Genomic DNA, 18,601 nt, shown 5'->3' with positions numbered 1-18,601 from the left:
CTATTTTTCTCGCTCGGCCCAGCGCAGCAAGGGAATGAGCGGAAGGCCCCAACCGACGCCCGCGACGGTGAAGAAGATCAGATCGATCCACCAGGCGTCCGGCAGCAGATCGTGCACCGTCACCGCCCCCCAGATCCAGAAGATCAGGAAGAAGATAACACCCAGAGTGGCGACGAAACGGCGCGCGCGGGGAGGCATCATCGTTTGCTCCGGAACAGGAAGAAGGCGATCAGGCCGATCACCGTCGCCGCCATCGACCAGGGCAGCCACGCCCAGTCGGCCAGGGTGGCGATGGCGAAAACCCGAATGGCCAGGAAGGCTCCGCACGCCCCACTGACCAAGGCGACAAGCATGACCGCGCCGATTCCGCGCCGACCTGTCAACAGGTCGGCGACCCACGCAAGGAGCAGGGCGCCGGCGACGGCGATGGCGATCTCGATATATGGCACCGGCCGGCGCTCCCTGACTGCTGTGCGACGCTTTGGCGAAGAAAGCGACTCGATCTTGTCTCGCGAGAGGGGCATATCCCTCGGTTCCGCCGCCCGCGAAAGAGGCGGCAGCATATCGGGGCGAACGGCAGGCGTCGAATGAAGCGTATAGGTGAATTGGACCATAGCCGCGCGGTGGCGCTGTGGTTGTTTTTCTGCGCGACCTTGGTGTTCGCCATGGTGGTGGTCGGAGGCGCGACGCGCCTGACCGGCTCGGGCCTGTCGATCACGGAATGGAAGCCCATCATGGGCGCCCTGCCGCCGATGAACCACGCCGACTGGGTCGAGGCGTTCGACAAGTACAAGGGCATCCCCCAGTACGTCGAGGTCAACGCCGGCATGAGCATGGCGGAGTTTCAGTACATCTTCTGGTGGGAATGGGCGCACCGTCTGCTGGGTCGTCTGATCGGCGTGGTCTTCGCCGTGCCCTTCGTCCTGTTCCTGGTCTTCCGCGCCATTCCGCGACGCCTTATCGGGCGCTGTGCGATCCTGTTGGCCCTGGGCGGCCTGCAGGGGCTGATCGGCTGGTGGATGGTGTCCAGCGGCCTGGCTGAGCGCATCGATGTGGCGCCGGAACGGCTAACGACCCACCTGGGCCTGGCCTTCCTGATCTTCGCTGGACTGATCTGGACGGGGCTGGAGGCTTGGTCCGGTTCGGACTTCACGCGCGCGCCGCGCGGCTGGAGCTGGGGCGCTGGCCTGCTGCTGGGCGGCGTCTTCTTCCAGTGCCTGCTCGGCGGCCTGGTGGCCGGGGCCAAGGCGGGCATGATCTATACCGACTGGCCGATGATGAACGGCGCCTTGTTCCCGCCGGTCGAGTGGGGGCAGGGGGCGCTGGCCTTCCTGCATGATCAGGGGCTGGTGCAGTTGAACCACCGGATCGGCGCCTATGTGCTGCTGTTCGCGGGCACCTTCTATGCGGTTCAGGCCCTGCGCGGGCGTCTGGGCGAGGGGCTGGGCGCTTCGGCCCTCGTTTTGGCGGGCGCGCTGTGGCTGCAGGCGGGGCTGGGCGTCCTGACGCTGATCCATGCGGTGCCGGTGACGCTCGGCGTGCTGCATCAGGCTGTGGCGGCGCTGGTGCTGGCGACGGCTACGGTCAATCTGTGGCTGGTGCGGCGTTCACGTCCGAGGATGTTCGTCTCGGGACTTCGCTAAGAAAAAGGCCGCCTTCCCGATCGGGAAGGCGGCCTTCTCAATTGCGCGAGGGGGAAGCCTTTAGCCGATCTTCACCCGCGTGGCGGATTCCGGCAGGTCTTCGCCGAAGGCGCGTTGATAGAATTCGGCGATGGTCGGCCGCTCCAGCTCGTCGCACTTGTTCAGGAAGGTCAGACGGAAGCTCAGGGCCACGTCGCCGCCGAAGATGATGGCGTTCTGGGCCCAGGTGATGACCGTACGAGGCGACATGACCGTTGAGATGTCGCCGTTCATGAAGGCGTTGCGGGTCATGTCGGCGACACGGACCATGGCGGCGATGCGGCGCTTGCCCTCGGCGTCGTTCCACTCGGGCACCTTGGCGGCGACGATCTCGGCTTCCACGTCGTGGTCGAGATAGTTGAGCGTGGTGACGATGTTCCAGCGATCCAGCTGCGCCTGATTGATCTGCTGGGCGCCATGGTACAGGCCCGTGGTGTCGCCCAGGCCGACCGTGTTCGAGGTAGCGAACAGGCGGAACCACTTGTTCGGGCGAATGACGCGGTTCTGGTCCAGCAGGGTCAGGCGGCCCTGCGCCTCCAGCACGCGCTGGATCACGAACATGACGTCCGGACGGCCTGCGTCATATTCGTCGAACACCAGGGCGACCGGGCGCTGCAGCGACCACGGCAGGATGCCCTCGCGGAATTCGGTGATCTGCTTGCCTTCCTTCAGGACGATGGCGTCCTTGCCGATCAGGTCGATGCGGCTGACGTGGGCGTCCAGGTTAACGCGAACCATGGGCCAGTTCAGGCGGGCGGCGACCTGCTCGATGTGGGTCGACTTGCCGGTGCCGTGATAGCCCTGAACCATCACGCGGCGGTCGTAGGCGAAGCCCGCGCAGATGGCGAGCGTCGTCTGGGGATCGAAGCGATAGGATTCGTCGATCTCGGGGACGTGGCTGTCGCGCGTCTCGAAGGCGGGCACGACCATGTCGGAGTCGATGCCGAACGCTTCCTTCAGCGTGACCTTGCGGTGCGGTTCAAGGATGACGAGCGGATCGGGGGAGGCGTCGAGCGGAGAGGTCATGACCATCCACCTAGCGCCCTCGCGCGCGCGGCTCAACACGCGCGAGGGGCCGGATGATTTATTCGCTCTGGGCCGGTCGGATTATTCCGCCGACAGGTCCACGTCGACGTTGCCGCGCGTGGCGTTGGAATAGGGGCAGACCTGGTGCGCCTTCTGGATCAGGTCGTCGATCACCGCACGGTCCAGCCCATGGTCCATCACCCGCAGGGTCACGTCGAGATTGAAGCCTTCACCGCGGGTGTTCTTGCCGAAGCCGATCCCGGCCGAAACCTTGGTGTCCCGGCCGACCGGCGTACCCGCCTTGCCCGAGACCAGCCGCAGAGCGCCCAGGTAGCAGGCGGCGTAGCCCGTGGCGAAAAGCTGCTCGGGATTGGTCCCGTCGCCGCCCTTGCCGCCCATTTCGGTCGGAACGGACAGGCGAACGTCGATCTTGCCATCGTCGGTAGCCGAGCGACCTTCGTCGCGCCCTCCGCCGGAGGCCGTGGCGTGGGCGCGGTACAGGACTTCCATGGGGCAGGCTCCATAAGAGGTGAAGGAAGAATGGACGTGGGGACGCCGTGTATCAGAAACAACGGTTCTGTGATTCGAAACGTCCACAGGCGGGTGTTAATAATTGCGACATCGCTCCCATTGGGGAGGGGCTGAAATGACCACGCTGCCGCAGTTCTTCTGCTATGTTTATGATGCGCCCGGCCGGACGCCTCAGATGCTCGCTCTTGAGGCGAACACCTTCACGGAAGCGATCCGCGAGACGCGGCGCGTGATGCGTGGCGAGAGCGGCGTGGAGGCTTTCGCGGAAATATGGGATTCGTCCGAACTGGGCGGCCAAGTCACGCGCATAGACGCTCCACCCGGCGGCGGGGGGCTGTTGCGGTCGATCAGGCGTAACCGGCCTTTTTCAAGGTTTTCCAGGCTTTAATGACGCTTTGAAGCTTGGCCTCTGCGCCGCGGTCGCCGCCGTTGGTGTCAGGATGAAAGCGTTTCAACATCTCATGATAGCGCGCCTTGACGGCGGATTTGTCCGCACCCGGTTCCAGGTTCAGGTCTGCCAAGGCGGCGCGCTCTAGCTTGCCCATGCGTTGTTCGGGGGCGTCGGCGACAGGCGCGTCCTGGGTGCGGCGCCCGAAAAGGCCAAAGCTGTCGCGCCATGAACCGGCGCCCGCGTTGTTGTTCGTGCCGAACTTCGCGGCGAAGGCGGCGGCCTCACGCGTTTGCGGGCCAGCTTTCATCTGCCAGGTGGGGCGGCCCCCGGTCATGGCCTCGTTTTCTTGGGCCGCGCGAATCTGACCTTCGTTCATGCCTGCGTAGAAGTTCCAACCCTTGTTGTACTGCCCGGCATGGACCTGGCAGAAGTTGTAGAACTCGTTGAGCTGTTCGCGCGACTTGGGCGCCTTGGCGCTGGCGGGCTGGGTGCAGTCGGGCCACTCACAGCGCTTCTGGCCGGGTTTCAGGCGCAGGACATCAGCCTCGGCTTCTTCCTCTTCGGGCCGAGGGGGCTTCACACGGATGTCGGTGAAGCGAGGCTTGTATTGAAAAGAAGCGGACATCCTCCGAAGTGTAGGCCTGATTTGGACAGCTTCAAGGAATGACCCATGTCTGATGGCCCCGTAGCGACGATTATCCGTGAAAAACTGACTGCAGCGTTCGTTCCGAGCGTGATTGAGCTTGAAGACGACAGCTGGAAGCACGCCGGCCACCACCATGAAGGCGGCATCGACGCCCAGGATGGCGGAGAAAGCCATTTTCAGTTGAGGATCGTTTCCAGCGCCTTCGAAGGCCAGAATCGGGTCGCGCGCCAGCGGGCGATAAACGCCGTGCTGAAAGCCGAACTCAGCGGTCAGGTTCACGCGTTGTCGATCCGCGCCCAGACGCCTGGAGAAGCAGCGAGCTGATACTCGCGCCTTTCACATTACGTGGTTCTTTGCGTTCACGCCGTCTTAGAACATTTGGTCATAGCGTCCGTCCCCGAAGCATTTTTGCAGCGGGCGGGGGCGTCGTATGGTAGGTTCCGAGGGCATAGGGAAGGGGTTGGAGAGCCAGGAGGCCGGTAGCGCCGCCCAGGCCCTGTCCGCCATCCTGCAAACCCACTACTTGCGCTATATGATCATTGCCAGCTGGGCGCTGGGCCTGATCGCGACGGTCGGCTTGCCGCATGGCCTGCTTTGGTTTGCCGGAACGCTCGCGGCGGGCGCCCTCCGCGGCGTCGCCGAAAAGCGGATCAGTGAAAGCCAGGACGCCGAGGCCGGTTGGGGCAGAATATTCCCCATTGTCGGTGCGGTGACTACGGCGGCTTGGGCCGTTGCGCCCTTGCTGGCGTGGTTTTCGCCGTCGTACTTCGGGCGTGAGCTGGCGATCGCCTTCCTGATTTCAGGTTATGTTCTGGTTTTCGCCCAGCTTCGCAGCTCGCCGAAACAGGCGCTGATCATCTCGTCGCCCTACGGCTTGGCGGCTGCGATCATCGGCGTGACCCTGATCGGCCATCCAGACGCGTTCTGGCCTTTTGTGGCGCTGATACCGGTTACTGTGGCCTCGCTGTTTGTCCTGGTGACCATGACCATGCTGCGCGAAGACCGCATCCGTGCCTTCCAGGAGCATCAGGCTCATCTGATTGCGGAGCTGGAGGCTGCTCGTGACAAGGCCGATGCGGCGAATGAGGCGAAGTCCAACTTTCTGGGGGTTATCTCTCACGAACTACGCACGCCGATGAACGGGGTGTTGGGCGTGGCCCAATTGTTGAGTGCGACGCGCCTTGACGGCGCCCAACGCGAATACCTGGCGATCATCCGCAACTCAGGCGACAATTTGCTGAGCTTGCTGAACGACATCCTCGACATGACCAAGATCGAGGCGGGGCGGATGAATTTCGAATCCATTGATATTCAGCTCGACGACCTGCACCGTCGGATTGTCGGGCCGTTTGAGGCGCAGGCCGAAGCCAAAGGGCTGACGTTCGTGTCTGAGTTCGAAGGCGAGATGCCTGCGGTCGTACGCGGCGACCCGCTGCGTGTCTGCCAGGTCGTGCAGAACCTTCTGTCCAACGCTGTGAAATTCACTGATGGCGGAGACATCCGCCTGGTGACGCGAGGGCGTCGCATCTCGGAACGGCGCGTGGCGTTCGAATTCGCCGTGTATGACAGCGGGGCGGGCATTTCCGAAGCGGACATGGATCAACTGTTCCAGCCGTTCACGCAGATCGACGCCTCGTCCACGCGGCGATTTGGCGGGACGGGCCTGGGCCTCACCATCTCGCGGCGGCTGGCCAACATCATGGGCGGGGATATCTCGGTGACGTCCGAAGTCGGCAAAGGATCGGTCTTCGTCTTCGCCGTCGAGGGGGAGGTCGTGCACTGGGTCGATGAGACTGCTGAAGTCGACGCAGACGCTGAGATGACCCAGGAGGATGCGATGGAGGTGCTGGTCGTCGAGGACCACGCCGTCAACCGCATGATCCTGGAGGCCTGGATGGGGTCTACGGGACGACGCACGACTACCGCCGAGAATGGCCAGGAGGCTGTTGAGATCGCTCGCCACCAGACGTTCGACCTGATTGTCATGGACGTGAACATGCCGATCATGGATGGGCTGACGGCGACGCGGCTGATCCGTGAAGGGGGCGCCAACGCCGAGACGCCCATCGTCGTTCTATCGGCCTCGGCGCGGAACGAGGATCAGGAGGCGGGGCTGGCGGCGGGCGCCGACGCCTATCTAAACAAGCCGATCGACTTCCGTAGTCTGGCGGGCCTGATGAGCCAGGCCAAGGGCGGACGTTCGATGTTGCGGCGGATGATCGAAAGCGAAGCGGCCTGAACCGACGCGGAAACGACTGCGAGGTTCGCCGTTCTAAAGGAGCGTTTGAACCCAAGGAGCTGAATTGCGCGGCTTCGCCGAACTGCTTGATCGACTGTCGTTGACCGCTTCGCGCAAGGCGAAGCTGCTCCTGTTGCGAGATTATATGCGCGCCACGCCCGATCCGGATCGCGGGTGGGCGTTGGCGGCGCTGACCGGCGATCTGAGCTTTTCGGCGGCCAAGCCGGCCATGATACGCAAGGCGGCCGAGGGGCGGGTCGATCCTGTGCTGTTCGGCTGGTCTTATGACTACGTCGGCGACCTGGCGGAGACGGTCGCCCTGATATGGCCGATCAATCCTGATTGTCGCCTTAACCGCGAACCATCCTTGGCTGAAGTGGTGGACGCGCTTCAGGGTGCTGACCGGCAGGAGGCGTCCGGTCTGGTTGAAGATTGGCTGGACTTCCTGGAGCCCAAGGGTCGCTGGGCGTTGCTGAAGCTGGTCACGGGCGGTTTGCGCGTCGGCGTCTCGGCGCGGCTGGCGCGCACGGCCGTTGCTATGGTGCGGCCAGAGGCGGTCATTGAACACCCGACGCCTGAAGGCGGCGAACAGGCCGCGTCCCTGCCGCCGGTCGATGTCAGCGAGGTCGAGGAGGTCTGGCACGGACTGACAGCCCCCTATGGCGACCTGTTTGCCTGGCTGGAAGGTCGGGGAGAGCGTCCTAGCGCTGAAGTTCCAGGGCGGTTCCGCCCCGTCATGCTGGCGACAGCGCTGGACGAGGCGGTTGATCTGGCGCGGCTGGATCCGCAGGCCTTCATCGCTGAATGGAAATGGGACGGCGCCCGGGTGCAAGCCGTGTGTGAGGCGGGCGTCACGCGATTGTACTCGCGCACCGGAGACGACATTTCGGCTGCATTCCCCGATGTGACGGCGAATCTGGCGTTTGACGGAGCGGTGGACGGCGAGCTTCTGGTGATCCGCGACAACGTCGTTGCACCGTTCGGCGATCTGCAGCAGCGATTGAACCGCAAGACGGCCGACGCCAGACTGCAGGCGGCCTATCCGGCAGCGATACTGGCCTATGACCTGCTGGCCGAGGGAGGCGAGGATCTGCGGCGCCTGCCGTTGACCAAGCGTCGCACGCGGCTGGAACGGCTGGTCGCGACGCATGGGGGGCGACGGCTTTATCTGTCTCCGTTGCTGCAGCATGAGACGTGGGCGGAGTTGGCGGCCTTGCGCGCCGATCCTCCGGTGGGTGCGGCGGCGGAGGGGCTGATGCTGAAACGCCGGGACAGCGTCTATACGGCGGGCCGCCCCAAAGGCCCCTGGTTCAAGTGGAAGCGTGATCCGCACGTCATCGACGCCGTGCTGATGTACGCCCAGCGAGGACATGGGAAGCGCTCCGGCTACTACTCCGACTACACCTTTGGCGTCTGGACGGAGGAGGGGGCGCTGGCGCCCGTCGGCAAGGCCTATTTCGGCTTCACCGACGAAGAGTTGAAGCAGATCGACAAATTCGTCCGCGATCACACGACGGACCGCTTCGGCCCGGTCCGCGCCGTTCGCGCCGAGCGCGATTTCGGTCTGGTGCTGGAGATCGCCTTCGAGGGATTACAACGCTCTACGCGCCATAAATCGGGCGTGGCCATGCGCTTTCCGCGCGTCAGTCGCATCCGCTGGGACAAGCCCGCGCGGGAGGCTGACACCCTCGCCTCTGTTCTGGACCTGCTGGACGCCATCGAACGCGGCGGCGGGCGGGTCAGCGCGGGTGAAAAAGCTTGACCTGCGGGGCTTCCAATCGGCGGCGCGTGCGTTAGACCCGGCTCATGCTCACGAATTCCCTGCATACACCTGTCGTGCTCGCCGAGCCTCTGGCTCAAGTGGTGGCCGCTGGCGAGCAGAAGTTGACCGTCGACGCCGCCATCCTGGCCAAGGCCATGGATATGCTGGGTGATTTCGCCATCAACCTGACGGTGGCGGCGATCATCTTCGCCCTGACGCTGATTGCGGCGCGCTGGGCGTCGGGCGCGGCGCGCAAGCTTCTGGGTCGCACCAAGGCCGTCAGGCGCGACCCGACAGTGCTGGCCTTCATGGTTCAGATCGTGCGGGTGGTGGTCATCATCGTCGGCATGATCGCGGTGCTGCAGCGCCTAGGCGTGCAGACGACCTCCATCATCGCCGTTCTAGGCGCCGCCTCCCTGGCGGTCGGCCTGGCGTTGCAAGGCACGCTGTCGAACGTGGCGGCGGGGGTGATGCTGCTGGTCCTGCGCCCCTATCGCGTGGGCGAGGTCATCGACGTGGGCGGCGCGTCGGGCACGGTGCAGAAGCTGGATCTGTTCACCACCCAGCTGTCGAACGCCAACAACCACAAGATCGTCATTCCGAACTCCAAGGTGCTGAGCGACGTCATCATCAATCTGACGGGCCAGCGAACGCGCCGGATCGAGATCAAGTTCACCGTCGGCTATGGCGAGAATCTGAAGGAGGCGCGCGACGTGCTGGCGGCGGTCGCCCGGCTTCACGACAAGGTGCTGACGGATCCGGCGACCTGGACGGGGGTGACGGCGCTGCTGGACAGCGCGGTCGAGATCACCCTGCATGCCTGGGTGAACAACGCCGACTGGTGGCAGACTCAGGCTGATCTGATGCAGTCGGGCAAGGAGGCCCTGGACGAAGCCGGCATCGAGATTCCCTTCCCGCACCAGGTCGAGGTGCCGGCGAAGGACGCCAAATTCGCGCGGGTCGTCATGGCTCCGGTCCAGGATGGTGCGGTTCAGGGCGAGGCCTCTGACCAAGGGGGAGAATGAGCCGTGCGTTTTGATTTCGGTTCCGACAACACGACGGGCATGGCCCCCTCGGCGCTTCAGGCTCTGGTCGCCGCCAATGCCGGGTTTGCGCGGGCTTATGGCGCGGACGAAACCTCGACGCGCGCGGCCGATTTGATCCGCCAGACGCTGGATGCGGACGCGGAGGTGCGCTTTGTCTTCAGCGGCACGGCGGCCAACGCCATCGGCCTGTCGATGTTGGCGCGACCCTATGAGGCGGTGCTGGCGCACCATGCGGCCCATGTCTGCACGGACGAGACGGGCGCCCCCGGCTTCTTTGGTCAGGGCGTCGGCCTGATCGGCCTGCCGGGCTATTCAGGCAAGGTTGATGTGGCCGCGCTTTACGCCGCTCTGGAAGAACCCGTGGTGGGCCATCGTCAGCCGCCGGCGGCGCTCAGCCTGACCCAGACGACGGAATACGGCGCCGTCTATTCCGAGGAAGAGCTGCGCCATCTGATCGAGCCCTCCAAGCGGGCGGGTCTAGGCGTGCATATGGACGGGGCGCGACTGGCGAACGCCGTAGCGGCGGGCTTTGACCCCAAGGACATTCCGCGCCTGGGCGTTGATGTGCTGTCGTTCGGCGGGGCCAAGGCGGGCGCGCATTGCGTCGAGGCCTTGGTGATCTTCGACAAGACGTTGACCCGCCGCATCGACAACCGACTGAAACAGGCCGGACAGACGGCGTCCAAGGGCCGGCTGCTGGCCGCGCCGATGCTGGGGCTGCTGGAATCGGGCGACTGGTTATCGGGCGCCGCTCACGCCAATCTGATGGCGCAGCGCCTGGCCGACGGGATTGAGACGAAAACGCCCTTCGTCCTGGCTCATCCGGTGGAATCGAACACCGTCTTCGTGCGGATGCCGGACGAGGCGCATCAGGCGCTGAATGCAGCGGGCTGGGCCTGCTATCAATTCGACGACGGCTCGGTGCGGTTCGTCTGTTCCTGGGCGACTGATGAGGCGTCGGTTGACGCCTTGATCGACGCCGTGGCGAGCCTGGATTGACGTGGCGGACGCGTTCCGCCTCGGTGGCATGATGGCGGCGGGACGTGACGATGCGCGGTGAACGCTCGGGACGGCGCGGCGACGTCGCGACCAAAGCCATGAACGCCGGGACAGATCCCGCGCAACAGGAGGCGCCGCCTACGCTGGAGGCGCTGAAGAACCTGATCGGCGTGGTGGCTCGCTCGGGCGCGCCGCAACTGCCGTGGCGCGTGGCGGGGGCGATCCTGCTGACCCTGGCGGGCAAGGGGCTGGGCGTGCTGGCGCCGCTGGTCCTAGGCGCAGCGGTCAACCATCTGGCGGCGGACCAGGGGCCGGCGGCGTCGGTGGGGCTGGGCTTCGCCGCTTTCGCCGTGGGCTGGGCCCTGGTGCGCTTTCTGTCGGCGGCGACGCCGCAGTTGTCGGACGTGGTGTTCGCTCCGGTGCGCGCGGCGGCCCAACGCAAGACGGCGGCCGAGACGTTTGCTCACGCTCTCAGCCTGTCGCTGGACTTCCATCAGACCAAGCGATCCGGCGCCCTGTCGCGGGTGATGGACCGAGGCTCGCGTGCGGTCGACTTCCTGCTGCGCATCCTGATGTTCAACCTGGGCCCGACGGTGCTGGAGCTGGTGCTGGCGGCGGCGGTTCTGGGCGGCAAATACGACTGGCGGTTCGGCGTCGTGGCGGTGGGCGTGGTGCTGGTCTATGCTGTCACGACCTTCGCCATGGCCAACTGGCGGCTGGAGCATCGGCGCGCCATGAACGCGGCCGACAGCGAGGCGGCGGGCCTGTCGGTCGACGCCCTGCTGAACTATGAAACCGTCAAGTCGTTCGGCGCCGAGGGCCGGGCGGCGCAGGCCTATGAGGCGTCTCTGGCCACTTATGCGAAGGCGTCGCTGAAGGCGAACACTTCGCTGGCGACCCTGAACCTGATCCAGGGTCTGATCATGAATGTCGGCCTTGGGATCATGGCCGTCATGGCCGGGTTCGAGGCGGCGGCGGGGCGCATGGGGCCGGGCGATGTGACAGCGGCCGTGCTGATCATGATCTCCCTCTATGCGCCGCTGAATATTTTGGGCTTTGCCTATCGCGAAATCCGCCAATCCTTCATCGACATGGAGGAGATGCTTAAGGTGACGCGGCAGGCGCCGCAGGTGGCGGATGCGCCCGACGCCATCGATCTGCCGCGTCCTGAAAGCGGCCAAGGGGCCGAGGTCGTGTTTGACCATGTCGGTTTCCGGCATGACGCGCGGGCGGCGGGTCTGGACGACGTCAGCTTCGTCACGCCGGCGGGCACCACGACCGCTCTGGTCGGGCCGTCGGGGGCGGGCAAGTCCACCATCGTCAAGCTGGCCTTGCGGCTGCTCGACCCGCAGGAAGGCGCAGTGCTGATCGACGGTCGGGACGCGCGCAGCGTGACACAGGCGTCGCTGCGGGCGGCCGTGGCCCTGGTGCCGCAGGACGTGGCCCTGTTCAACGACACCATCGCGGCCAACATCGCCTTCGCCCGACCCGACGCGGACGAGGCGGCGATCTGGGCGGCGGCCGAGGCGGCGGAACTGGCGGACTTCATCCGCAACCTGCCCGAAGGCATGGACACGCGCGTAGGCGAGCGGGGACTGAAGTTGTCGGGCGGCGAGCGTCAGCGGGTGGGCATCGCCCGCGCTCTGTTGGCCGACCCCTGCATTTTGATCCTGGACGAAGCGACCAGCGCGCTCGACAGCCGGACCGAGGCGGCGATCCAGAAGACGCTGCGCAAGGCGCGGACCGGTCGCACGACCCTGGTGGTCGCGCACCGTTTGTCGACCGTCGCCGACGCCGATCAGATTCTGGTGCTGAAGGCAGGCCGCATCGTCGAACGCGGCGCCCATCATGAGCTGGTGGCGCGTCAGGGCGGGGAATACGCAGCCCTGTGGCGCAAACAGACGCGCGGGGCAAAGACGCCGACCGCAGAGATCTGATCCCTGTTAGTTCTTGGCGCCAGGAACCTTGGCCTTCAGCACGTCCTTGAGGCTGTCTAGCACTTGGCTGCGGGCGTCGGCGGCCTCTTTCGGCAGGGTCAGCAGCAGACGCAGCGCCTGGGCGTGGACGGTGACGATGCGCCAGTCGAAGGCGCGGTCTTCCGGCGCAGCGTCGATCAGGTCGCACAGGTTGGCGGCGGCCGTGCAGATGTCCTTCATCTCGAAGGGCCCGGCCGCGTCGATCACGGCGCTGGAGCGGACGTACGCCTGATCCAGGGTGACGGAGACGTCTTCAAGGCCGGCGGGCGGCGTCATGGCGGCCAGGGCTGCGACCTGTTCCTCGATGACCTGACGGCTGCGGGCCTCATACTCGGCCAGGTTGGCGCGCGCCTGGGTCAGGGCGGTTCCGACGCTGACACCGCCAGGCTGATCGATCAAGGTCGACAGGCGCGAGCGGCGGCGATTGTGCGTGATGACGGTCATAGATCGATCGAGGCTCTGCGTTGGGCTTCGAATTGCGCTTTGCGGATTTCTTCGGAACGACGCTCGGGGCCAGGCCAGGGTTCCTCCTTGAACCGTCGATCTGGCCCGAAATAGTCGCCGACCTCAAGGAAGGGGCGTGCATCGCGCGCCACCCAGACGATGCGCTCCAACAGCACGCCGGCGCTGAACGGCTTGGTGATCAGGAAGTTGGCGCCGCAGTCTCGGGCCTCTGACACCTTTGAGCGGCGTACGTGGGCGGCGGTCATGATGACGGGGGCGTAGGCGTTCGGTTCCAGTCCCGAACGGCGCAGCCAGCGCACGAATTCATAGCCGCTCATGCCTGGCATCTCGCAATCGACCAGGATCAGATCGACGGGATGGGTCTGCAGAACCTTGATGGCCTCGGCCGCGTCGGCGCAGGCGTGGCGCACCTTGATACCGAAGCCCAGCAGGGCCTGGGCCGTCAGCTCCATCGCGAAGGGGGAGTCGTCGATGACCATGGTCATCGCCCCGTCGAAGTTGAAGACGGCGCTTTCGCGCAGAGATTCGCCAACTCCGTTCATGCCGGGCATGGAAGTCTCGAATCACGCATCACTGAACCTTCGACGAATCGCATCGGCGCAGCTTCGGCGGCGGCGGCCCGCCATGCAACGGGTTGAACGTCTCGATTCAGCCCAGGCGGCCGATGGCGTAGAAACGGTCGGCGCGTTGCTTCTTGAGCTGTTCGGCGGACAGGCCCGACAACGCCTTCAGTTCTTCTTCCAGAACCTGGCCGACGTTCTGCATGGCCTTTTCGCGATCAGCGTGGGCGCCGCCCAGGGGCTCGGGGATCACGCGATCGACGATCTTCAGCTCGATCAGGTCGGGCGCCGTGATCTTCATCGCATTGGCCGCGTCCTTGGCGCGCGTGCCGTCGCGCCACAGGATGCCCGCTGCGCCTTCCGGCGAGATGACCGAGTAAATTGAGTGTTCAAGCATCAGCACGCGGCTGGCGGCGGCGATGGCGATGGCGCCGCCCGAACCGCCCTCGCCCGTTACCGTGGCGATGGAGGGGACGCCCAAAGTCAGGCCGCGCTCGGTCGAGCGGGCGATGGCCTCGGCCTGTCCGCGCTCCTCGGCGCCCAGGCCCGGATAGGCGCCGGCGGTGTCGACGAAGGTCAGGACCGGCAGGCCGAACTGCTCGGCCATGTCCATCAGGCGGACGGCCTTGCGATAGCCCTCGGGGCGGGCCATGCCGAAGTTGTGGGTGATGCGGGTCTGAGTGTCGTGGCCCTTTTCGTGGCCCATGATCACGACCGGCTGGCCGCGGAATCGGGCCAGGCCGCCCAGGATGGCCTGGTCGTCCCCGAACTGACGGTCGCCGTGCAGCTCCACGAAATCGGTGAACAGGCCGTCGACGTAATCGACGAAGTGCGGGCGTTGCGGGTGGCGCGCGACCTGGGTGCGCATCCACGGATCCAGGTTGGCGTAGGCCTTGGTGCGCATGGCGTCGGCCTTCTTGCGCAGGGCTGCGATCTCGGTCTCGAACGATCCGCTGGTCGGCGCCAGCAGCGACAGCTCGGCGATCTTGGCGTCCAGTTCGGCGATCGGCTTTTCGAATTCGAGATAGTGCGTGGCCATAAGGCGTCCGTGAGGAAGAAGCGCGCTTGGCGCTACGGAAGGCGGCGGAACCTAGAGCGCGGAACGTCTCGGAGCAAGCGCGGGTTCAGTCGTCTTTCGCCAGGGGATGGTTGGTGTGAACCACTTGAGACAGGCGGTCGACGGCGACGTGGGTGTAGATCTGGGTGGTCGAGATGTCGGCGTGACCCAGTAGGGTCTGCACCACGCGCAGGTCGGCGCCGCCTTCCAGCAGGTGGGTGGCGAAGGCGTGGCGCAGGACGTGGGGGCTGACGCGGGCCGGGTCGATTCCCGCCATGACGGCCGCCTGATCCAACAGCTGGGCGAAGCGGCGCGGCGTCAGATGTCCCGTCTTGCCGTGTGAGGGGAACAGCCAGGCGCTGTCGGACGTGTTCGGCTTGCGGGCGGCGTCGCGGGCGTCCAGCCAGGCCTTAATCGCCTCGCGTGCGGCCGTGTTCAGCGGGGCCAGTCGCTCCTTGCCGCCCTTGCCGCGCACGATCAGATAGGCGGGGTCGCGGCGCACGGCCTCGACTTTGAGCGCCAGCAGCTCGGACACGCGCAGGCCCGAGGCGTAGGCCATCTCGACCAGGGCGATCAGGCGCAGGCCCGCCGTACTGTCGACGGCGCCGGCGGCGGTCAGCAGGGCCTCGATCTCGTCGCGGCTGAGGGTCTTGGGCAGGCTGCGGCCCTGTTTGGGCGCGTCCAGGCGGCGCGAAGGATCGTCGGTTCGCCAACCCTCGCCCAGGGCGAAGCGGTAGAACTGCCGCACGGAGGCGCGGCGGCGAGCGGCTGTGGCGGCGGACAGGCCGCGTCGCGACAGGTCGGCGAACCAGGCCTCCAGCGCCTCCTGCGGCGCGCTCATCAGGCCGCCCGCGTCGTTCAGCCATGTCTCGGCGTCCGCCAGATCGCGGCCATAGGCTGACAGGGTGTGAGGCGAGGCGTCGCGCTCCACCGCCATCATCTCCAGAAAGGCTTCGATCTGCGGGGTCATGCGGGCGTCAGGTCATCGCTTCTGGGTGTGGAGCCGGGCGGCGTCTGGTGTAGAGGGTGTACGGACCATGCCTTCCGACGCCTCGCCTGATTCCTTCCCGTTGTCTTCGGTCCGCACCATAGCCTTGGTGGGGCTGATGGGCGTCGGAAAATCAACCGTGGGGCGACGCCTGGCGGCTCGATTGGGCTTGCCGTTCGCCGACGGCGATCATGTGATCGAGGAAGCGGCGGGCATGACCGTCAGCGAAATCTTCGCCACGCGCGGCGAGGTCGAGTTCCGGGCGGGCGAAGCGCGGGTGATGAAGCGTCTGCTGGAAGGGCCGCCGATCGTGCTGGCGACCGGGGGCGGGGCGGTGCTCAACCCCGACACCCGCGCCCTGATGAAGCAGCACGCCGTCAGCGTCTGGATGCGCGCGGACCTGAAGGTCATCGCCGAGCGGGTAGGACGACGCGACACCCGGCCGCTGTTGCGCAATCGCGATCCTCTGACGGCCCTCAACGACCTGGCCAAGGCGCGCTATCCCATCTACGGCGAGGCCGATCTGACGGTCGATGTGGGCGGCGGATCGCACGCCCAGGCCGTCGAGGCCATCCTGAAACAATTGCGCCGGTTCGGACGGCGGGAGACCCAGTCATGACCACGACGATCCCGGTCGCAGGCGGCGCTTTCGCCCTCTATGAGGTCGTCGTCGGGCGCGGTCTGCTGAAGACGGCGGGAGCCGAGGTCGCGGCGCTGAAGCCCACGCGCGCCTTCATCGTCAGCGATGAGACGGTCGCGGCGATTCACGGCGAGACGGTGCGCGCCTCGCTGGCGGCGGCGGGCCTGGTGACCGGGATCGTCACCGTGCCTGCAGGCGAGGCGTCCAAGTCGTTCGAACAACTTGAAGCGGTGCTGGACCGATTGCTGGCCGAGGGGCTGGATCGCAAGAGCCTGGTCGTCGCCCTGGGCGGCGGCGTGGTCGGCGACCTGGCCGGGCTGGCGGCGGCGCTGTTCATGCGCGGCATCGACTTCGTGCAGGTTCCGACCACTCTGCTGGCTCAGGTGGATTCCTCGGTCGGCGGCAAGACGGCCATCGACACCCCGCGCGGCAAGAACCTGATCGGCGCCTTCCATCAGCCGCGCCGGGTGCTGGCGGACATCGAGGCCCTGGCCACCCTGCCGGCGCGGCAGGTGCGCTCGGGCTGGGCCGAGGTGCTGAAGCACGGGCTGATCTGCGACGCGGCCTTCTTCGACTGGCTGGGTGGCGAGGGTGCTGCTGGGGCGCAGGGCGATCCCGATGCGCTGGAGCGGGCGGTGATCCGCTCGGTTGAGATCAAGGCCCAGATCGTCGGCGAGGATGAGAAGGAGGCGGGCCGCCGCGCCCTGCTGAACCTGGGCCACACCTTCGGCCACGCGCTGGAGGCTGAACTGGCGTTCGACGAGACCCTGACTCACGGCGAGGCTGTGGCGTTGGGCTGCGCCATGGCCTTCCGCTATTCGGCGCGGCAGGGGCTGTGCCCGGCGGTTGAGGCCGAGCGCGCCGAGGCGGGTATTCGTGCAGCGGGCCTGCCGACGCGACTGTCGGATGTGGCCCACGCCTTCGCGGCCGACGCCCTGATCGCGCGCATGGCGGGGGACAAGAAGGCTGAGGGCGGGCGCCTGACCCTGATCCTGGCGCGGGCCGTGGGTGACGCCTTCACCGACAAGAACGTGGACGCCGAGGTGGTGCGGGCCTTCCTGATAGAGGAAGGCGCGGCGTGAAGCTGTCGTCCGTCGTCCTTGAAGACGCCTTCGTGCGGTTGGAGCCGTTCACCGAGGCGCTGAAGGATGAGGTTCGGGCGGCGCTGGACTGCGACCCGGACGCCTGGAACGGCATGGTCGCCGCCGCTTATGGCGCGCATTTCGACGGCTGGTGGGATGTGGCGCTGAAGGCGATGGAGGCGGGGTCGCGTATCGCCTATGCCGTGCGGCGTCGCAGCGACAACGCGGTCGTCGGCACGACCAGCCTCTATGAGATCAAGCCCGAGCATCGGCGCTGCGAGATCGGTTCGACCTTCTATCGACCCGAGGCGCGGAGCGGGCCGATCAACCCGGCGTGCAAGCGCCTGTTGCTGGACTACGCCTTCTCCAACGGGGCGATCCGGGTTGAGATCATCACCGACGCCCTGAACGCCGCCAGCCAGGCCGCCATCCGTAAGCTGGGCGCGACCCATGAGGGCGTGCTGCGAAAGCACAAGACGACCTGGACCGGGCGGGCGCGGGATACGGCGCAGTTCGCCATTCTGGACGAGGAGTGGCCCGACGTGCGGCGACGGCTGGACGAACGGTTGGCGGCCTTCGCCTAGTCGACGGCCCTGCATTCGGTGGGTTCGCGGTCGGCGGCGGTCCATGTGGCCATGACGCCCTTGCCGCGTAGTTCATAACCCGAGGCGCGATACCAGATGCCGTCTGCGGCGCGTTCCTGAAACAGATCCACCGCCTCGCCGCTGGAGTTGCGCACGGTGGCCATCTGGCGCGGGTTGTCGAAGTCGACCGACAGACGTTCGGAATTGTTGCACAGATAGACGGCGTGGACGACGCGGTTCAGGGCGCGGTCCTGAAGCTCGGCGCCGGTGCGGCGGCGGGCGGTTTGGGCCTCGACGGCGCGTTCACGCACCTCGTCGCCATCGGTCGGAGCCTTGCGTGGTTCCTGACCACAGGCGGACAGAAGAACCACGGCGGAGACGGCGACGGTCGGCCAGAGGATGCGGGTCGGCAAAATGAAGCCCTCTCAAGGTCAAGCTTGGAGGCTCAACGCTCGGCGTCGCCCGGCGTTCCTGATCGTGACTTCCGGCGCGAGCGGAAGAAGCCGCGCAGCATTTCAGCGGCGGGATCGGCCATGACCCCGCTCTCGGTCGCGGGCCGCCAGTGGCAGGTCGGCTGGTCGAAGAAACGCCCGCCGTGCAGCACGGCGCCGCCCTTGGGATCGTCCGCCCCCCAGACCACGCGCCCGATGCGAGCGTGGCTGATGGCGCCCGCGCACATGGCGCACGGCTCGAGCGTGACATACAGAGTCAGGTCCGTAAGGCGATAATTCTGCAACTTCGCCGCCGCATCGCGCAGGGCGACGATCTCGGCATGGGCGGTCGGATCATGGGCCGTGATGGGCCCGTTTTGCCCGCGCCCAAGCACTTCGCCGGTGTTTTCGTCCACGATCACCGCGCCGACGGGCACCTCGCCGGCTTCAGCCGCCGCTTGCGCCAGATCGAGCGCCATGCTCATGAACCGCTCAT

The 18,601-nt window shown here is 66.3% G+C and carries 22 protein-coding genes; 11 read left to right on the top strand and 11 right to left on the bottom strand.

The genetic code is table 11. The annotated features are described in order from the left end of the window. Positions 1-201 carry a DUF2842 domain-containing protein gene (locus tag ABC419_RS10845; RefSeq protein ID WP_412877492.1) on the bottom strand — a complete coding sequence of 67 codons (201 nt, stop codon included), beginning with the start codon at positions 199-201 and terminating at the stop codon, positions 1-3. After that, entirely contained in the window at positions 198-614 is a 417-nt protein-coding gene (locus ABC419_RS10840; protein ID WP_412878192.1) for a hypothetical protein, read from the bottom strand. Before ABC419_RS10840 ends, ABC419_RS10845 begins: the two co-directional genes overlap by 4 nt. On the opposite strand from ABC419_RS10840, the gene ABC419_RS10835 reads away from it, so the two are divergent. Next, positions 588-1,643 carry a COX15/CtaA family protein gene (locus ABC419_RS10835; protein WP_412877493.1) on the top strand — a complete coding sequence of 352 codons (1,056 nt, stop codon included), beginning with the start codon at positions 588-590 and terminating at the stop codon, positions 1,641-1,643. The two genes, ABC419_RS10840 and ABC419_RS10835, sit on opposite strands and share 27 nt — an antisense overlap. A 60-nt stretch (positions 1,644-1,703) precedes the next feature. Here the strand turns inward: ABC419_RS10835 and cobS are convergent, their stop codons facing one another. After that, entirely contained in the window at positions 1,704-2,714 is a 1,011-nt protein-coding gene (gene cobS, locus ABC419_RS10830; protein ID WP_200165349.1) for a cobaltochelatase subunit CobS, read from the bottom strand. Between the two features lie 75 nt (positions 2,715-2,789). Further along, complete coding sequence (locus ABC419_RS10825; protein ID WP_412877494.1) at positions 2,790-3,218, bottom strand: organic hydroperoxide resistance protein; 429 nt, start codon at positions 3,216-3,218, stop codon at positions 2,790-2,792. Between the two features lie 136 nt (positions 3,219-3,354). Here ABC419_RS10825 and ABC419_RS10820 point away from each other — a divergent pair, with 136 nt between their 5' ends. Then, positions 3,355-3,627 carry a hypothetical protein gene (locus ABC419_RS10820; RefSeq protein WP_125900204.1) on the top strand — a complete coding sequence of 91 codons (273 nt, stop codon included), beginning with the start codon at positions 3,355-3,357 and terminating at the stop codon, positions 3,625-3,627. Here the strand turns inward: ABC419_RS10820 and ABC419_RS10815 are convergent. Continuing rightward, positions 3,587-4,255, bottom strand: a complete 669-nt coding sequence (locus ABC419_RS10815; protein WP_368922820.1) for a J domain-containing protein — start codon at positions 4,253-4,255, stop codon at positions 3,587-3,589. The genes ABC419_RS10820 and ABC419_RS10815 overlap by 41 nt on opposite strands. 45 nt (positions 4,256-4,300) lie before the next feature. Here ABC419_RS10815 and ABC419_RS10810 point away from each other — a divergent pair, with 45 nt between their 5' ends. From ABC419_RS10810 to ABC419_RS10785, 6 genes are all read left to right on the top strand, one after another. Further along, positions 4,301-4,600: a BolA family protein gene (locus tag ABC419_RS10810; RefSeq protein ID WP_125900206.1), complete on the top strand. Its 300-nt coding sequence runs from the start codon at positions 4,301-4,303 to the stop codon at positions 4,598-4,600. A gap of 106 nt (positions 4,601-4,706) precedes the next feature. After that, positions 4,707-6,515: a response regulator gene (locus ABC419_RS10805; RefSeq protein ID WP_200165343.1), complete on the top strand. Its 1,809-nt coding sequence runs from the start codon at positions 4,707-4,709 to the stop codon at positions 6,513-6,515. A gap of 64 nt (positions 6,516-6,579) precedes the next feature. Continuing rightward, a complete protein-coding gene (locus ABC419_RS10800; protein ID WP_412877495.1) occupies positions 6,580-8,277 on the top strand; it encodes a cisplatin damage response ATP-dependent DNA ligase in 1,698 nt (565 codons plus the stop codon). A gap of 44 nt (positions 8,278-8,321) precedes the next feature. Next, on the top strand, positions 8,322-9,302 hold the full coding sequence (locus tag ABC419_RS10795; protein ID WP_368922813.1) for a mechanosensitive ion channel family protein: 981 nt from the start codon (positions 8,322-8,324) through the stop codon (positions 9,300-9,302). Between the two features lie 3 nt (positions 9,303-9,305). After that, positions 9,306-10,322 (top strand): threonine aldolase family protein, encoded by a 1,017-nt coding sequence (locus tag ABC419_RS10790; RefSeq protein ID WP_412877496.1) that lies wholly within the window; start codon positions 9,306-9,308, stop codon positions 10,320-10,322. Between the two features lie 50 nt (positions 10,323-10,372). Beyond that, positions 10,373-12,259: an ABCB family ABC transporter ATP-binding protein/permease gene (locus ABC419_RS10785; RefSeq protein WP_412877497.1), complete on the top strand. Its 1,887-nt coding sequence runs from the start codon at positions 10,373-10,375 to the stop codon at positions 12,257-12,259. Positions 12,260-12,265: 6 nt separating this feature from the next. Here the strand turns inward: ABC419_RS10785 and ABC419_RS10780 are convergent, their stop codons facing one another. The 4 genes from ABC419_RS10780 to ABC419_RS10765 all read right to left on the bottom strand — a co-directional run bounded on the left by ABC419_RS10780 (position 12,266) and on the right by ABC419_RS10765 (position 15,350). Next, on the bottom strand, positions 12,266-12,742 hold the full coding sequence (locus ABC419_RS10780) for a chemotaxis protein CheE (RefSeq protein WP_412877498.1): 477 nt from the start codon (positions 12,740-12,742) through the stop codon (positions 12,266-12,268). Continuing rightward, positions 12,739-13,314 carry a response regulator gene (locus tag ABC419_RS10775; RefSeq protein ID WP_125900213.1) on the bottom strand — a complete coding sequence of 192 codons (576 nt, stop codon included), beginning with the start codon at positions 13,312-13,314 and terminating at the stop codon, positions 12,739-12,741. The genes ABC419_RS10780 and ABC419_RS10775 overlap by 4 nt, the downstream gene beginning before the upstream one ends. A gap of 97 nt (positions 13,315-13,411) precedes the next feature. Then, on the bottom strand, positions 13,412-14,362 hold the full coding sequence (locus ABC419_RS10770; protein WP_200165331.1) for an acetyl-CoA carboxylase carboxyltransferase subunit alpha: 951 nt from the start codon (positions 14,360-14,362) through the stop codon (positions 13,412-13,414). A gap of 85 nt (positions 14,363-14,447) precedes the next feature. Continuing rightward, entirely contained in the window at positions 14,448-15,350 is a 903-nt protein-coding gene (locus ABC419_RS10765; RefSeq protein WP_412877499.1) for a site-specific tyrosine recombinase XerD, read from the bottom strand. A gap of 67 nt (positions 15,351-15,417) precedes the next feature. Between ABC419_RS10765 and ABC419_RS10760 the strand changes: the two genes are divergently transcribed. The 3 genes from ABC419_RS10760 to ABC419_RS10750 are packed head-to-tail and all read left to right on the top strand — an operon-like array spanning position 15,418 to position 17,674. Next, complete coding sequence (locus ABC419_RS10760) at positions 15,418-15,987, top strand: shikimate kinase (RefSeq protein WP_289647638.1); 570 nt, start codon at positions 15,418-15,420, stop codon at positions 15,985-15,987. Beyond that, the gene (aroB, locus tag ABC419_RS10755) at positions 15,984-17,090 is read left to right on the top strand and encodes a 3-dehydroquinate synthase (RefSeq protein ID WP_412877500.1); all 1,107 of its coding nucleotides are present in this window, start codon (positions 15,984-15,986) and stop codon (positions 17,088-17,090) included. The genes ABC419_RS10760 and aroB overlap by 4 nt, the downstream gene beginning before the upstream one ends. Continuing rightward, the gene (locus tag ABC419_RS10750; RefSeq protein ID WP_412877501.1) at positions 17,087-17,674 is read left to right on the top strand and encodes a GNAT family N-acetyltransferase; all 588 of its coding nucleotides are present in this window, start codon (positions 17,087-17,089) and stop codon (positions 17,672-17,674) included. The genes aroB and ABC419_RS10750 overlap by 4 nt, the downstream gene beginning before the upstream one ends. Here the strand turns inward: ABC419_RS10750 and ABC419_RS10745 are convergent. Continuing rightward, a complete protein-coding gene (locus ABC419_RS10745) occupies positions 17,671-18,087 on the bottom strand; it encodes an MliC family protein (RefSeq protein WP_412877502.1) in 417 nt (138 codons plus the stop codon). The two genes, ABC419_RS10750 and ABC419_RS10745, sit on opposite strands and share 4 nt — an antisense overlap. A gap of 32 nt (positions 18,088-18,119) precedes the next feature. Then, positions 18,120-18,590: a tRNA adenosine(34) deaminase TadA gene (gene tadA, locus ABC419_RS10740; RefSeq protein ID WP_278448593.1), complete on the bottom strand. Its 471-nt coding sequence runs from the start codon at positions 18,588-18,590 to the stop codon at positions 18,120-18,122. Between the last annotated feature and the right edge of the window lie 11 nt (positions 18,591-18,601).

This window comes from Brevundimonas phoenicis, from assembly GCF_047237745.1.
Lineage (GTDB): Bacteria > Pseudomonadota > Alphaproteobacteria > Caulobacterales > Caulobacteraceae > Brevundimonas.
The sequence above is the reverse complement of the archived record's forward strand: the minus strand, read 5'-3'. Positions and strand labels throughout refer to the sequence as shown.